Below are 15,992 nucleotides of genomic sequence, written 5' to 3'. Positions count from 1 at the left end.
GTCCCGTCCCTCGTTACTTCGTCAACGTCTCGTCCAGGTTCAACATTTCGCTGGCAACCATAGTCCATGCCGCTAGTTCCGGCGCGGGGATGGACGTGTCACGCTTCATTTCGCCGACTGAAACAAGCTGAGTTGCAGCCTTCGTGTCCGTCGCATAATGCTTCTCCATTTTGTCGAGCGAGGCCATTAATACTGCCGTCGTTTTTGGCGACGGATCGCGCGCAAGGAGAATATTGCTCAATAAGCGGATGCGCTGCTCCGGTTGTCGGCCACCCTGTTTGATTACGCGCTGCGCAAGCGCTCGCGATGCCTCCACCCACTGCACATCGTCCATGGTGACCAACGCCTGCAGAGGCGTATCTGTGCGCTGCCTGCGTGTGCATGCCCCGTCACGCATCGGCGCATCGAACGCATCCATATCTGGCGCAACAGCCATGCGTTTCCAATAGGTGTACATGCTGCGGCGATAGAGTGCATCGCCGTGGTCCTGCTCGTACTTCGCCGTGTCGGCTGTGGGATAGCTCACTTGCTCCCACACGTTCGCAGGTTGGTACGGCTTCACACTCGGCCCGCCGATCTTGTTCACAAGCAGACCACTGCTCTGAAGCGCAACGTCACGCAGCATCTCCGCATCCATGCGGAATCGCGGACCATGTGCCAGCAGTAGGTTTCGGGGATCCTTCTTTAGTTGATCGGGTCGTGACACCGCGCTTTGGCGATAGGCCTCGGACATCACCATCAACTTGTACATGTGCTTCATGTCCCATCCGCTCTCGCGAAACTCGACAGCAAGCCAGTCAAGCAATTCCGGGTGCGAAGGACGGCCCCCCATGATGCCGAAGTCTTCCGTCGTTTCCACGAGCCCCGTGCCGAAGACCTCGTACCACATGCGATTGACCGTAACTCGAGCGGTCAACGGGTTCTGAGGACTCACTGTCCACTGTGCCAATGCCAGGCGATTATGCGGCATGTTTGCAGGCAACGCTGGAAGGTAGTGCGGCGTGTTGGCGGCAACACGTTCAGCACGTGCGCTATAGACACCTCGGGTTAGAACATCGGCATATGGGATCGAAGACTTTTCGAAAGAGACCATGGACAGTTCACCGCCCTCCGATAACGTGGCGAGTTCGCTGTCTAGCTTCGCAATCTCAGACTGCTTTGCCATCGTGTCCACGTTGACGTGGTTCAGATAGAACTCGCCCATTGCGTGCCATTGGTCCGCGTTCCACTGCGTGGTCTGCCTGCCAGCCAATTCGGCAGCATAGTCTTCATAAGGCAGCCGAGCGATCTCGTCCGGCTGCAGAGCGCGTTTGTACAGTCGAAGGTCCTGATATCGCGTGTCATGTGCGGGGTTGCCCTCGGGATAACGCCAGCCAAGCATCATGGGCGCTTGCGTCCGAATCGTAGGCGGCTGCGCTTTATCGTTCGGGCGAAGATTGTCCACGACGACTGTTGTCGCTATCGGCTTGCCATCGACGTAAAGCTTGATTCCCGCGGCCTTACCCGAGCCATCATATGTGAAGAAGATGTGTTTCCAGGTGCCATCGGAAGGAATGGGCGTTACCGCAGCGACACGGATCGCACGTCCCGGCTTCTTCTCCTCAGGAGGTGGCGCCGCTGCCATCTTCTTGGGATCAGCTTTCTTTGGATCAGGCTTCTTTGGCGCTGGCTTGGGACGAGGATGAGGGTCGTCAAAGTGAAAGGCCTGAGGTGTGGCTTTCACCGGTGCAGGATCCTTCACCATGAGGCCCGTCGGTCCTTCGTCTGCCAGTTGAAGATTGAGCACGCCGCGATTTACGAAGAGATCCCATCCACGCATCTGGTTGTTGCTATCCGCCTTGGAAAGCAGTGTCCCAAGTACGTTCCTGAAACTGGGTGCAACGCGAAGCATTACCCAACCGCCTGCGGAGAGCGGCTGGTTCCACTCGATGTCGCCGGTCTGGCCGAGGCTTATGCGAGTGGTCGTATCCAGGCGGAAGTCAGGCCATAGGAATGTGTTCTCGCCCCACTGCGGCTTGTTCTTGCCAATGGAAAACTCAGCAGGCATCGCATGAGGCGCCGAGTTCTTCAGCACCTCGCCGCCCCCTCATCCAGGCGCAGGCGAAGTTGCATCGCATCCGTCGACACGGGCGTGGGCAGATTATTCCGCGTGGCGAGCCATGCAGTGATCATGCTGCGCTCCTCTGCGCGAGCCTGGTTCACTTGACTCTGCAGTTCCGTTCGCCGCGCCCACACTCGGTCGTATGCTGCTTCATTCTGCGACTTCGGCATCCGCACCACGGGAGCCCAATTCGGAGCGTCGCCGTTGAATGGCAGCTCTTCCATATTGTTGAAGAAGGCGCTCAACGCGTAGAAGTCTTTTTGCGTGGTGGGGTCGTACTTATGGTCGTGACATACAGCACAGCCAACAGTGAGACCAAGGAATGCCGCACCATACGCTTCTGTCCGTTCGCGAGCGATGTTCACGCGTAACTCTTCAGGAATCGCGCCGCCCTCATTACTGCTGATCCCCGAACGTACATAGGCGCTGGCGATGATTGCATCCAGTGTCTTTGCCGGCATCATGTCGCCGGCGATCTGCTCCATCGCAAACTGGTCAAACGGCTTGTTCGAGTTGAAGGAGCGGATCAGGTAATCGCGATACGGCGAGATATAGCGATTGTTGTCAAAGTGAATTCCGTACGTGTCTGCATAGCGCGTGTAGTCAAGCCAGTACCGTGTGCGCGCCTCGCCATAGGATGGTCGTGCCAACAGATCGTCCACCAGGTGCTCATACGCATCAGGCGACGTATCGCTCACAAATGCCTCCACCTCCTTCGGGGTCGGTAGGAGGCCTGTCAGGTCGAGCGTGACACGACGGATGAGCGTACGCTTGTCCGCCTCAGGAGAGGGGGTAAGATCAGCCTTCTGCAGACTCGCCAGGATGAAGCGGTCGATGGGGCTTTTGTCCCACGCCACATTATTTACTTGCGGTAGTTGTGCTTTGACCGGAACCTCAAAAGCCCAGTGCGGGCGGTAGACCGCACCTTCCTTCACCCACTCCTTCAGCACGGCAATTTCCTCCGGCTTCATCGGCTTAGCATCACCTTGTGGAGACTGAGGCATCAGGTAGTGCGGATTCTTGGATTCGATTCGTTTGACGAGTTCACTCAGCTCTGGATGATGGGGGACGATTGCATCCGGATGTCCGGGCCGCTTTCGAAACGCCGATTCCTCAAGATCAAGCCTCAGCCCAGCCTTGCGATTCCCTGGGTCGGGACCGTGACAACTGAAACAATTGCTGGCCAGGATGGGTTGCACGTCCCGGTTGAAATCCAGGTTTCCCTTGCCGTCGACCACCAAGGGTACGGGTTTGGCCTTGCACCCGGACAGTCCAGCAACCAGAAGGCATGCCACAAGCCGTCGCCCAGAGCCGGGAGATTTCGTCAGCAAAAGTCTGAGCAGCCGTTCCACGGACGGTAATCTTAAACCCTTGGAATAAAGACACGCACTGTCCACGTAAGAGATAGCTGCACGTAAAGTCCGTTGAGCATCCGTTCCGCCAAGAGAGGCCCCTCATGGTTGCCACAAACAAAGAAGGGCAGCTCAAAGAGCCGCCCGGAGGAATTGTGACAAATGCACTGTGCTCTCTCGCTGAGGACGTTGCAAGCCTGTTCACGCAGCGAGGTGATTCAGTACATGCACTAAGACGTAGCGTAAGTAACAGATTCTGTTGAGTAAGTTTGACGCCTTAGAAAACCGTAGAGCAGTGCTTCACCAGTATCGTTCTGATTTATCGGGGATATATCATTTTGAGGCCATGTCTCAGATACGCGTGAAGGAACCGAAAGATGTAGACGCTGCGCAGTCTCTCCTTCGCGCGAACGAACTCCTGGTTCGGCAGGAGCTGGAATCGATCCTGAAACATCCGCTATTTACCAAGAGCAAGCGGTATCCCAAGTTTCTTCGATTCATTGTCGAAAAAAGCCTCGCCGAGGATTTCGCAAGCCTTAAGGAACGGGTCATTGGAATCGAACTGCTCGGCAAGAAAGGAGACTATGACAACGCTGCGGATCCGGAAGTAAGAAATATCGCATCCGAAGTTCGAAAGCGCCTTGGTCTCTACTCCCAGAACCACTCCGAATCACAAGTGCGCATTGAGCTGCCCGCAGGATCTTACATCCCTCTGTTTCATGGCCTTGCGCAGCCCTCAACCCATACTGCGCAAAACGAGCCGATCGAGAAACCCACAAATCCTACAGATACGAATGAGATAAGCCAGATCAGTTCAGGCATACCGGTCCAACACCTGCACCGTTATCACTGGCTACTTGCCACGTATCACTGGCTACTTGCCACGGTCGGAGTGCTCGTGGTGTTGGGCTCAATCGTGGGAGTTGGATTTTGGCGGAGTGGCCACAAGGCTTCATCGCAAACTGCCCTGGATCACTTCTGGATGCCAATGCTTCATTCAGGCTCTCCCGTCGTTCTCGTCATTGGCACTCGGGGCAGCCGTGAGAATGCCTCAAGCACGAGCGCGCCTCGCTTCACACCAAGTTCGTTCAGTCCGCCTACCGTGTCGATGGACAGCGCCGCTGCTCTGAGTCGCATCACAGTATTCCTTGGCACACACGGAGAGAACTACGAGATCCATCCCGCTCGGGAGACACAATACGCCACGCTCCGCGAACGCCCCAGCGTTCTTATTGGTGGCTTGAATAATGCCTGGGTACTCCGCCTGCTCGATCATGCCCGCTATCGCATGACCTTCGACAACACGAGTGGGCGAAGCTCCATTGTGGATACAGCAACAAAACGAAGCTGGATCGGTCCGCAATTCGGCGCGGTGGAACCTGCTGAACACATGGACTACGCGATCGTCGCTCGTGAGAAAGACCCAACGACGGGCGGTAGTGTAATCATCGTCGCCGGGCTTGGAAGCGCTGGCACCGTTGTTGCAGCGGAGTTTGTAACAGACGAGACATACGTACAGCAACTGAGCGGCACACGCATGGAAGAGAACGTGGAATTCGTACTCGCAACCAACGTGATTGACACCGTGCCAGGGCCACCTCGCGTCATCGCGATGCATTCCTGGCGCTAAGCCCATCGCTGCAGAAAAGCAGCAACCACGCTCACGGGCTTTCACGAAGCAAGCAGATTCTCTTTCATGCAAACGGTGCGCCCACAGACCGACGTTACTTTAGGGCCACCCCGGTTACGGCACGGATCATGCCATCGCTCTTGCTGATGATGAAAATGTTCTGCGCGTTATCCATCACCAGACGGATGTCAACACGTCCTTTGCCCACAGGGGTTCCGTAACCCGGCATGTATTCTGCGGTACCGCCACGCGCGTGATAAGCAGCACTTACGATGGGCGCAAGGTTGGGATAGATTTTCTTCTGGCCTTCAGCGTCTGTGTACTCGATCTGTACAGGATGCATTGTGGCCATGGTCTTGGGATTGCCATCGTCCACCGCGATCATCTCGTGAATGTCAGCCCACCAGATGCGGCCTGTAGTGATGTCTCCGAAGAGGAACTTGTCACGGAGTGTTGCGATCTTTCCTTCATAGACAAAGCCGCTTGAGATGGCATCGCCACCACCTTCTTTGTGCGGATACAACAAGACCGGGTAAGTGGGCTGAACGAGTTCGCTGCCAGGCTCATCTCCAATGCGAACTGGAATGCGATCATCTGCGGGCAGAGGCTCTGTTCTATTGTTTGCCTTCAGACGTTCATTGCCTTCGCGCTCGGAGTAGCCATAGTTTGCGCCCTTGTGAATGATGTCTACCGTTTCCCACGTTGCCAGGCCGATGACATTGGCAATCAGAATCGGATTGTGAGTTTTTGGGTCGACGTACCAGGTAAGGCGATGAGGATTGCGGAGGCCATAAGCCCAGATTTCGGGATAGGCGCCTTCCGTGTGCACAAAGGGATTGTCGTTGGGCACACGATACCGGCCATTGGCGCTAAGAGTGCTGCTATCTGTGTGTGCTTTGGTATCGGGGATGATGCGCAGAATCTTGCCCACCATGGTGTCCAACCGCTGCGGGTTGTTGCGAGTAATAGGCTTGATGGTTTCTCCGGAGCCACCGTCACCGCTGGACAGATACATCACCTGCCATTCCGCATCACCACGCTTTGCCGTGGGGTTAAACGCGATGTCGCCCAATGGATGTATGTGGGAGAGATACGGCACACGAAGGATCTCGCGTGCCGTTCCCTGAAATACGTCGTCAGATGTGTTGGTGTCTGTCCATTCGATCAGAACGCATTCGCGTTCTACCGGGCCTGAAGTATGCACCGGCGCAGTCGTCTCGTAGCCTGACACATTCAATCCTGGAAAGTCCTTATTGTCCGGAACTGCCGAAGCTTTCACGGATGGATCTTCCATGTGAATGGTGTAGAACTTTCCATTCTTCTGATAGTCAGGATCGAACTGAATCGTGATCAAACCACTCTGGTAGCCCGTGGCAAAGTTCAAACGATGGAAGATGCCGGGACGTCCATCTCTGCCGTTGAAGTCGAGGTATGTGGTCAGCTTTTTCGTGCGCTTGTTCAGAATGTAGAGCGGGCCATTTAGGTTGGAGAGGAAGACGCGATCACGGTCAGGCCCGGGCTCTTCACGAAGGAAGTTGACGCGCGAGAATTCGCCTTGCTGCTGTGTTGTGGGATCAAGCTTTTCCGTCGTGGGCAACGTTAGATAATCGCGCACCTGCAATGTCAGCGTGGGTGAAGCATCCTGATGCGTTGTTTGTTGCGTGTATGCATTCGTGCACGCAACAAGCAAAAGCGTGACCAATCCGCCAAACCACTTTACTGATGACATTACGACCTCGCTGCGCGTTTTCGCGCCCTCTCACGTGCGTTTCGTCCTGAGAACTCGGATGTTAGCAACTGGCTCTTTTAGAAAGCAAGAAGGCGAAACCTCAGAGAGACTTCGAAAAACGGAGAACAGTTTCGCGCCAAACGGAATATGTGGACAATGGAATTCTTTCGCGCAGTACGCAGCGACTGAACGCCTGCATCGCTGAGGTATTACCAGGTGAAACGGATTTCTATTTTGTCGTTGCGCTTATCTCATAGGCCTTGACCATTCCAAATCTGAGAAAAACCCCGAACTTTCGGCGAATTTCCTTCTTTCAGAACATGCAGGCCATGCCAGATCGCGGGCGCAAAATGAAACGCCATGCATCGACACATTTGTCTCACGCATTCGCGTTGACACGCCTTTGCACTGAGAACTAAAAGGCTCGTGGAATTTACAAATCCCCCTGCTGAAGCCTCCTGACCATGTGCCAGAAGGCTTAGGAGATCCTATGTTTTCAAAACGAGGTTGGCTGTCGCGCAGCATTTCCTGGCTTTTCTTCCTGCTGATAAGCGTGTCGATAAGCCATGCACAGGTAAGTTATACAACGACATGGGTTGGGAACACGTATTCAACGACTCCCACATATGTTGGAAACGCGATGCGTTCGATGTGGGTTGCGCCTGAGGGAGTCATCTACACCGCATCTATGTGGGACGAAAGCCAAGGCAGCATCAACGTCTATCAAAACGGACAGAAAACAAACACCATTGGTGCGCACGGAGAAGCCCAGGGTGGTGCAATCAGCGGCGACTCCACACATCTCTTTGCTGCATTGCAATTCAATACCACCCTCGGCGGCAGCGGTTATATCGGACGTTACAACCGCAGCACCGGCACACGGGATCTGACGTGGTCTGCAAGCACTGACTTAACGGAGCGACGCGCCGATGTCATCACCGGAATCGCAGACACAGGCACGCTCGTTTACGTCAGCGATCATCCTGACAACCTGGTACGCTGCTACACGACTGCAGGCGTATGGCAATCGGATTGGAGCCTTACCGATCCGGGTGCGATCGCAATCGATGGATCGGGCAATATATGGGTTGCTCAGATGAACGAAGGAACGGTCCAGGAGTTTTCATCGTCGGGAACGTCTCTCAGCACAATCAACCTGGGGTCCGGTGCGCGCCCATCGGCTTTGTACTATGACGCGACCAACAACCAGTTAATGGTTGGTGATCAGGGCCCAAACATGAACATTCAGATCTATGGGAACCTGTCGAGCACTCCATCTCTTGCAGGCTCTTTTGGTGTGCAGGGTGGATATCTGAATTCGTCCACCGGCAATAAAGGACAAACCGGTAGCCAGCGCTTTACACGCATCGTCGGTATTGGAAAGGACAGCACGGGCAATCTGTATGTGCTCAACAATCCATGGGGTGGAACCTGGGATCTGGGAAGAAATGGTAAGACAGACATTCATGCGTACAACAGCTCTGGTGTGCTGCAGTACACGCTGCAGGGCTTGAACTTCGAAGGCAATGCGGCTTTTGATCCCGGTACGGATGGCGCCTATCTGTACGGTGGCCAGGATGTTTTCTCAGGTACAGCAGCTGCAGGGTATGTAGGTAACAGCGTTGATACGATCGACTATCCAACAGACCCGCGTGTTGACATAACCAATAACAGCCGCGGCTTTGACTTCGGACTTATGACCAGTGTGAACGGTCATCGCATTCTTGCGGCCACCGGCCAAAACCCAGATATCTTTCTATTTTCCTACTTCCCTACCAACCAATATTCATCGATACCTTTTGGTACTTTGCCGGGTCAGACGAGCCCGGCGGGTTATACGAACTATTTCAATACCACCGCTCGCGTTCGCAACGGGTTCTGCCTCGACACCAACGGAGACATATGGGTGGGACTGGATAAGACGAATGCGATCACCCATTACCCGCTGACGGGCTTCGACGCCAATGGGGTGCCAATTTATGGAACTCCTACAACGACTCCAACACCATCAACGATCGCTCCGCTGGGCGGCATTGAGTACATCCCGTCCACTGACACGATGATCCTGATGAGTGCAGCGTCTACCGACTGGACCTCTCTAGGCGGTCGCGTTGAGGTGTATCACGGTTGGCTTGCTGGTAACACCACTACCCCCAATCCAGTCATTAACCTGAAGACTGGCCAGAATCCCAAGGGGCGCGCTGCCGCGGGGAATTATCTGTTCATCTCGTACGTTCACACGGTGCCCGATATTGATGCCTACAACCTGACTACAGGCGCCAACGACCTCACGATGACCAGCGCCAATCCTAACGTGGCAGTCGGCAACGATGTGGATTCGATGTATGGCATTCGGGCATATCAAACGAACAGTGGCCAATATCTGATCAGCAAGGACAACTACAACAACAATTCAATTGTCATTCACAGGATGACGGTCGTTCCAACACCGGACTACAGCATTGCCGCCACGCCTAGTTCACAGACGGTATCGCAAGGAGGCAGCACAACCTATACGACGACTATCAGTGAGCTGAATGGTTTTAGCGATACTGTGAACCTAAGTGTAAGTGGCTTACCTACTGGTGCCACGGCGAGCTTCAATCCCACATCGATCAACACGTCAGGAAGCTCAACACTAACCGTCGCAACAGCATCGACAACACCTGCTGGGACATACACCCTTACCATCACTGGTGCTACCAGCACTCTGTCTCACACGGCCACCGCGATGTTGGTTGTGTCTGGACCACCTGATTTCAGCGTTACAGCAAGTCCGAGCTCTCAGACAGTAACTCAGGGTAATAGCACCACATATACCGCATCCGTTGGCGCGATCAGTGGCTACACGGGAACGGTGAATCTCAGTGTGAGTGGATTGCCCACAGGGGCGACGGCGAGCTTCAGCCCAACCTCCGTTTCTGGTTCCGGCAATTCAGCGCTTACCGTCTCAACGGCAACGACAACTCCAACTGGTACGTACACGCTGACCATCACTGGTACGAGTGGCAGCCTATCGCATTCAGCGACGGTAACCTTGGTGATTCCGACACCGGACTACAGCATTTCAGCGACGCCCGCTTCACAAACGGTGTCGCAGGGAAATAGCGCGAACTACACAACAACAATCGCAACACTGAACGGCTTCACTGGCGCTGTGAACCTGACGGTAAGTGGATTGCCTACCGGAGCGACGGCAAGCTTTAATCCGACGTCTGTCACCACTTCAGGAAGTTCAACGCTAACAGTCACCACAGCCAGCACGACAGCAATCGGCACGTACACCCTGACAATCACCGGCACGAGCGGCAGCTTGTCGCATTCAGCTACTGTCACTCTGACCGTCAGTGCAACCACCGGAGGCCTGCCTACAGGCTGGGCAGACCAGGACGTAGGCAGCGTAAGCATTGCCGGAAGCGCCAGCTATAACAACGGCACGTTCACAGTGAACGGCTCGGGAACCAGCATTAGTGGCACTGCCGATCAATTCAACTATGCCTACCAAACTGCGGGAACAAACTACACAATTACGGCTCGCGTCGCTAGCATGACAAACACCAACAGCGGAGCGCAGGCAGGTGTGATGATTCGAGAAACACTCGCATCTGGTGCGGCGATGGTGAACATCAATCTCACACCATCGAACGGTGTCACGTGGGTCTACCGCACAACCACTGGCGGCAGTGCGAGCGGCGGCAGAACCAGTGGCCTTGTAGCTCCATACTGGGTTCGTCTCGTTCGCAATGGCAGTACCTTCACCGGATACTACTCGGCTGACGGCGTGACCTGGACACAGCAAGGCACAGTCACGCTAACGATGGCGAGCAGTGCTTACATTGGACTTGTAGTGAGCAGCCGTACCAACTCGCAGTTGGGCACGGCAACCTTTGACAACGTCTCCATCACCACTCCGTAATGAGCACACCAGTCGTCTTCGGAGTCTCGAAAGATCGGGATTCCGAAGACTGCTGGGAACCTTCCCGTATCGCATCGTGAAATGCACAGCAGGGTTCATGAGGAACGCTCCTCAAGAAGAAGCAGTAGAGGTAATGCCGTTGGATCAATGTTGATAAAGAAATTGCACGCGGTACAGGAAAATCATTCCAACATCTACGCATCAAAAAATGAAACGCTTAAGAAATGGGGGTGTCGAGACTCGCCTGCTGCGATTCCGAACTTCTATAGTGCCTGTTTGGTGAGGAGCATGAACTTTGATGCAGTGGTGTAATGCGTACCAGAGAAACTGGTAACAGGTGACCAGACGAGAGCATCCGTAGAGTCATTCACACTGCATGAAAGCCAGCTCCACCGATCAGGAGATGTATGTACCGTCCCATTGCAGTGCTTGTTGGTTTAGGAAGTTTCGCACTTGGATTGTGCGGACATGTTCAGGGCCAGACGCCTGTGGCACAGGAAAGCGCACAGCCTCATGGAATTTCCATTCCTTATGAGTCAAAGCAAGACGGCTTGTTGACAATTGTTCTGGAAGACGACAAAGGCAACCGCATCAAGAACCTTTCTCCAGATATACCCGTGCATACCGGACATAACGTCATCTCATGGGACGGAAGCTCACTGGACGGCGTAGCGCATCCGGGACGCTACCATGTACGCGGCTTGTTTCACCAAAAGATCGTGACACATCTGCAATACTCCATCTACTCACCCGGGACGCCTCCGTGGCCCAAGGCTGATGGCACAGGAGCGTGGCTTGCGGACCATACCGCACCGGCATCCGCTCTGTTTCTTCCGGAAGGAAGCGTGTGGCCCACGCACTCAAATTCGCCGCAGATCTTATTCGGTGCGCAAGCAGCCGAGGCTGGCCACGCTCTGATGTGGACCGATCTAAACGGACGCAAGCTGGATGGCATCAAGATACGCGGATGGAATGGTGGCATCGCGCTTGCGCGTGATGATGGACGCGATAGAAATCCAGATCACACTGCGTACACGGTATATGTTGTCAATCCAAGCCGGGATTTTGGGAAGACCGATCCAGGGGGTTTGCAGATCTTCATCCTTACCAAGACTGGTCTGACTCCGTTGGAAAAAGTTGTCGGCGGAATACAGATGCACGATGCATTCCGCGAGCTTGTGGGACTTGGTGTGCAGAATGGTCTATTGCTGCTTGCCAATCCTGCAGCGAATGAGATTGTCGCGTTCGATGTCAGACATGGTGCACAACCATCGTTTGCAAAGATAATGCTTCCCCGATTGGGATCGTTGGCATTTGAGCCAGATGGTCACCTGCTGGTGAGCACCGATGGAAACATCACACGATTCACAGTGCAGAACGATTGGCATTCGCTTCGTCTGACAGATCCTCAAAAAGTAATTCCTGCATCTGCACTCGAATCGCCGAAACAAATCATCGAGAACGATCATGAAATCTATGTCACTGACTGGGGACATAGCCATCAGGTGAAGGTGTTCTCCGCTGCTACGGGCAAACTGGCGCGCATCATTGGGCGTCCGGGTGGACCTCAAATTGGTTCTTATGATGAGCAACGCATGGCGCATCCGATGGGTATGACGATTGATTCCAACGGTGCGCTGTGGGTCGCGGAAGAAGACTATCTCCCAAAGCGCATCAGTCGTTGGGATGCCAAAACAGGTCGCTTCCTTAATGCGTGGTATGGGCCTACACAATATGGTGGCGGAGGCTTTGCCGATCCGCATGATCTCTATCGCGCCTACTATCCCTCAATCGGCAATCCTGGCAGCATGGGCCTGCTTGAGTTCCGCGTCGACCCAACGACTGGCAACGAACAACTCACAGCCGTGCGCTATCGCTTTCCAGATCCGCTGAATGACACCATCAGCTATAGCGGTTACCAACCCAAGCCAATCTTCTTTCCTAACGACATGATTCCTGTAGGTTCACACGGAGGTATTACTCCCGCGCAAACCTTCTATTACAAAGGCCATCAGTACTTCACCGATTCGTACAACACGTACTGGTATAACCAGACCACCGTCACCACACTTTGGATTCTTGAAAACGGCGTTTGCCGTCCCATTGCCAGTGCAGGTTGGGTGGGACCCACGAACAATCCGCATCATTGGAGCACACTGGATCAACCAGCTATACGCAGTCGAATGCCAGCAGGCGATCCCAACCAAACATTTTTCACCTGGACAGATCGCAATCATGACCACGCTGTTCAAGCCGACGAAGTTGAGTTCTTCCGCCCGTCGACAAAGGGTGGAGCAGGAGTCGTTTTCCAGCCGGATCTCTCCATCATCAGCGGCGGTCCGTATCATTTGCCCACAACATCGGTCGATGCAGCGGGTGTGCCTTCGTTTGATCTTTCGAAGCTTGCGCTCCTCTCAAATACGCCAGCGAACGGTGACGTTGCACTTAGTCCTGACGGCTGGTTCGTTGCGGATATGAGCGGCTATAAAGATGGTCAATTGCGCTGGCGTATACCGACACGCCCTTCGTCCCTTCCCCCCACGGGCACCGGCGACATCCAAGACCCCAAGCGCATGTTGGGTTATCCCGTGCGCCCTGCCGCTGGGCAAGCTGGATATCTGGTTGCGCGTTATTCCTACATGGGTGAGATATACATCTACACCGTCGATGGTTTGCTTGTATCCACACTTGGTGGCGACACGCGCAGCGCTCCGTTCTGGCCGTATCCAAATCAGACTCGCGGCATGGAAATCACGGAGCTCAGTTTCGACGCGGAACAGTTCTGGCCCTTCATGTTTGGCGAAGATGATGGCAACGTCTATTTAGCGGTTGGAAAGTGGCACACGTCTATTGTTCGTCTTGATGGGCTTGCATCGATACAACGCGTGGATCTTGGAGACCTAACGGTGAGTCAGCAGCAGATTGCCGAAGCTGCACCATTGCGTGAGGAATCTGTTTTGCGTGAGAAGCTGAAAGCCGAAGTTGAGGTTCATCATGTTGGCACATCCATGAAAGCCTCTGTTGAAAGCTGGCACGCGAGAGACTGGGCAACAATCGACAAGAATGCATCCTTCCAACTTGGCACTGATGGTAAGAGCCTGATCGTTGCATATCGCACTAGCTACCCGGACCTGCTACGCAACTCAGCAGCCGAATTTCCATTCGCCTTTACACAAGGTGGTGGCCTCGATCTGATGGTGCGCGCTTCGGGTCCAAGTGATGATCGCCATGCCACGAACGGCGATGCACGCCTCTTTGTGACACGCCGCAATGGCAAACTGCTCGCGGTTCTCTACCACCAGAAGGCCATTACGCCGGGCCATCGGGTCAGCTTCGCCTCGCCTATCAGTGAAGTTGTCTTCGACGATGTGGAAGACGTGAGTGATCGCGTTACGCTTTCTGCTGATGGTGGTTTCTATCAGATCTCCGCTCCGCTATCTCTACTTGGACTTGATCCGTCTTCTGGCAAACAGTATCGAGGCGATGTAGGCTTTGTCCTTAGCGATGGGACGCGCGCACAGGCTCGTGTCTATTGGCACAACAAAGCAGATGCCATGACTGCCGATATTCCTAGTGAGGCGAATCTCAATCCCAGCCAATGGGGCCTGTTTCGATTTTGATGACGAACTCAATACCAAGCACCGACATACGCTGCCTCGCCACGACGAGTGATCTTTGTGGGGAAGGTTGCGTATGGCATCCACAGCAGAACGCTATTTTCTGGACTGATATCAATCGCGGCTTACTTCATCGATTGGGAATCGAAAGTGGCGCGGTGGAAACCTGGAAGTTCGATCAACCGGTTACGGCCATCGCACTTACCAGCCAAGCTGAACTTCTTGTTCTCGTTCTTGGAGGCAGAATCGTTCTTTGGGATACGCGCACGCATCAGGAGACAGATATTCTCTTCCGCCTTCCTGAGTGGCCCGCGGTCCGCTGCAACGATGCGCGTGTCGATCCCGCTGGTGTTCTTTGGTTTGGCACCATGCAAAATAATGTGCGAAGCGATGGCACAACAATGGACATTACGGGGTGGATGGGCGCGCTTTATTCGCTTACGGCCAGTGGCGAAGTAAAGCGATGGCACTCCGGCTTTGGAATCAGCAATACTTTTGCGTGGTCGCCCGATAGCGAAACGATGTACTTCGCCGACACACTTGCAAACACCATCTATCGCGGCCGCTTCGATCCCAGGCAGAGCAGCCTTGCAGGCAGCGAGGTTTTCTTTCGCGACTTCAAGCGTGGGCTTCCTGATGGTTCCACCATGGATGCCGAAGGATATCTATGGAATTGTCGTTATGGTGGATCGTGCATTGTTCGCATAGCGCCTAATGGATCGATTGCGGCGATCATCGAAACACCAGTCACCAATCCCACAACGTGCACCTTCATTGCGGACGACAAAGGGACTCTGGTTTTCACCTCGGCCGGTAATGCAGCGCCGCACGGTGGTCCCGCAGAGTCCCTCTTCGCATTTGAAAGTGGCGTGCAGGGTTTGCCCATCACGCCGTTTTGTTTATAGCCGCACAGCTAGCTGTGCCAGCAACCCTCCATCCGCACGATAGGAAGCTCCAGTGATAAAGGAAGCCTTCTCACTCAGCAGAAACGTAATCAGGTTCGCAATCTCATCGGCATGGGCAACGCGGCCCAGAGGATGATCGCCTCCCCACTGCTGCAATGTCTGTTCCAGCCCATCCGCTCCGCTGAATCGTTCTGCTGAGGTGCGAACCATTGGCGTGTCCACTGTTCCTGGCAATACCGCATTCACTCGAATGTTTTCTTTTGCATGGTCAACCGCCATTGCGCGAGTCAGTGCTTCCAGCGTGCCTTTGCTGGCCGCATAAGCGGCAACACCTTCCTGACACGCAAGCGACTGCACGGAAGAGACCAATACAATCGCGCCACCATTGCGCATCACAGGAATCGCCGTATGGCAGGCAAGGAAGGCCCCGCGTGCATTGATCGATTGCACCAGGTCGTAATCCTCGACCGTTGTGCTGACGACCGATCCGTAGTGCTGAATACCGGTGCTATACACCAGCCAATCTAGTGGCTTGCTTTCCGTTGCGCGCTGCACAGCCTCGCTCACCTGCGCTTCGTCGCGTACATCGCATGGGATGTACAGCCCTGCACTGTTCTCGGATGGCTTGCTCACATCTGCAATGGCAACCTGTGATCCAAGCTCTAATAAGGCCTTGGCTGTCGCTGCACCAATGCCAGAGGATCCGCCGAAGATCAGTGCGTTTTTATTTTGTAAATCCATT

The 15,992-nt window shown here is 54.4% G+C and carries 8 protein-coding genes and 1 pseudogene; 4 read left to right on the top strand and 5 right to left on the bottom strand.

What is annotated here, in order from left to right:
• Positions 1-13: 13 nt before the first annotated feature.
• The 3 genes and pseudogenes from JAO32_RS03075 to JAO32_RS20000 form a co-directional block, all read right to left on the bottom strand.
• Positions 14-2,074 carry a DUF1553 domain-containing protein gene (locus JAO32_RS03075; protein WP_334237381.1) on the bottom strand — a complete coding sequence of 687 codons (2,061 nt, stop codon included), beginning with the start codon at positions 2,072-2,074 and terminating at the stop codon, positions 14-16.
• Positions 2,068-3,072, bottom strand: coding sequence for a DUF1549 domain-containing protein (locus JAO32_RS03070; RefSeq protein WP_334237379.1), 1,005 nt, complete (start codon positions 3,070-3,072; stop codon positions 2,068-2,070). Before JAO32_RS03070 ends, JAO32_RS03075 begins: the two co-directional genes overlap by 7 nt.
• A 39-nt stretch (positions 3,073-3,111) precedes the next feature.
• A pseudogene (locus JAO32_RS20000) lies at positions 3,112-3,300 on the bottom strand (c-type cytochrome domain-containing protein); the annotation flags it as partial.
• A 499-nt stretch (positions 3,301-3,799) separates the two neighbouring features.
• Between JAO32_RS20000 and JAO32_RS03065 the strand changes: the two are divergent.
• Positions 3,800-5,083 carry a hypothetical protein gene (locus tag JAO32_RS03065; protein WP_334237377.1) on the top strand — a complete coding sequence of 428 codons (1,284 nt, stop codon included), beginning with the start codon at positions 3,800-3,802 and terminating at the stop codon, positions 5,081-5,083.
• 94 nt (positions 5,084-5,177) lie between these two features.
• On the opposite strand, the gene JAO32_RS03060 is transcribed toward JAO32_RS03065, so the two are convergent.
• A complete protein-coding gene (locus JAO32_RS03060; protein WP_334237374.1) occupies positions 5,178-6,812 on the bottom strand; it encodes a PQQ-dependent sugar dehydrogenase in 1,635 nt (544 codons plus the stop codon).
• Between the two features lie 640 nt (positions 6,813-7,452).
• Between JAO32_RS03060 and JAO32_RS03055 the strand changes: the two genes are divergently transcribed.
• The 3 genes from JAO32_RS03055 to JAO32_RS03045 all read left to right on the top strand — a co-directional run bounded on the left by JAO32_RS03055 (position 7,453) and on the right by JAO32_RS03045 (position 15,250).
• Positions 7,453-10,728 carry a hypothetical protein gene (locus JAO32_RS03055; RefSeq protein ID WP_334237371.1) on the top strand — a complete coding sequence of 1,092 codons (3,276 nt, stop codon included), beginning with the start codon at positions 7,453-7,455 and terminating at the stop codon, positions 10,726-10,728.
• 407 nt (positions 10,729-11,135) lie between these two features.
• Entirely contained in the window at positions 11,136-14,348 is a 3,213-nt protein-coding gene (locus JAO32_RS03050; protein ID WP_334237369.1) for a hypothetical protein, read from the top strand.
• Complete coding sequence (locus JAO32_RS03045) at positions 14,327-15,250, top strand: SMP-30/gluconolactonase/LRE family protein (protein WP_334237367.1); 924 nt, start codon at positions 14,327-14,329, stop codon at positions 15,248-15,250. The genes JAO32_RS03050 and JAO32_RS03045 overlap by 22 nt, the downstream gene beginning before the upstream one ends.
• On the opposite strand, the gene JAO32_RS03040 is transcribed toward JAO32_RS03045, so the two are convergent.
• Complete coding sequence (locus JAO32_RS03040) at positions 15,245-15,991, bottom strand: SDR family NAD(P)-dependent oxidoreductase (protein ID WP_334237365.1); 747 nt, start codon at positions 15,989-15,991, stop codon at positions 15,245-15,247. The two genes, JAO32_RS03045 and JAO32_RS03040, sit on opposite strands and share 6 nt — an antisense overlap.
• Position 15,992 lies beyond the last annotated feature (1 nt).

The organism is Terriglobus sp. ADX1, assembly GCF_036877645.1.
In the GTDB taxonomy this organism is placed as follows: Bacteria; Acidobacteriota; Terriglobia; order Terriglobales; family Acidobacteriaceae; genus Terriglobus.
Note: the sequence above shows the minus strand (reverse complement) of the source record. Positions and strands in the feature narration are given on the sequence as shown.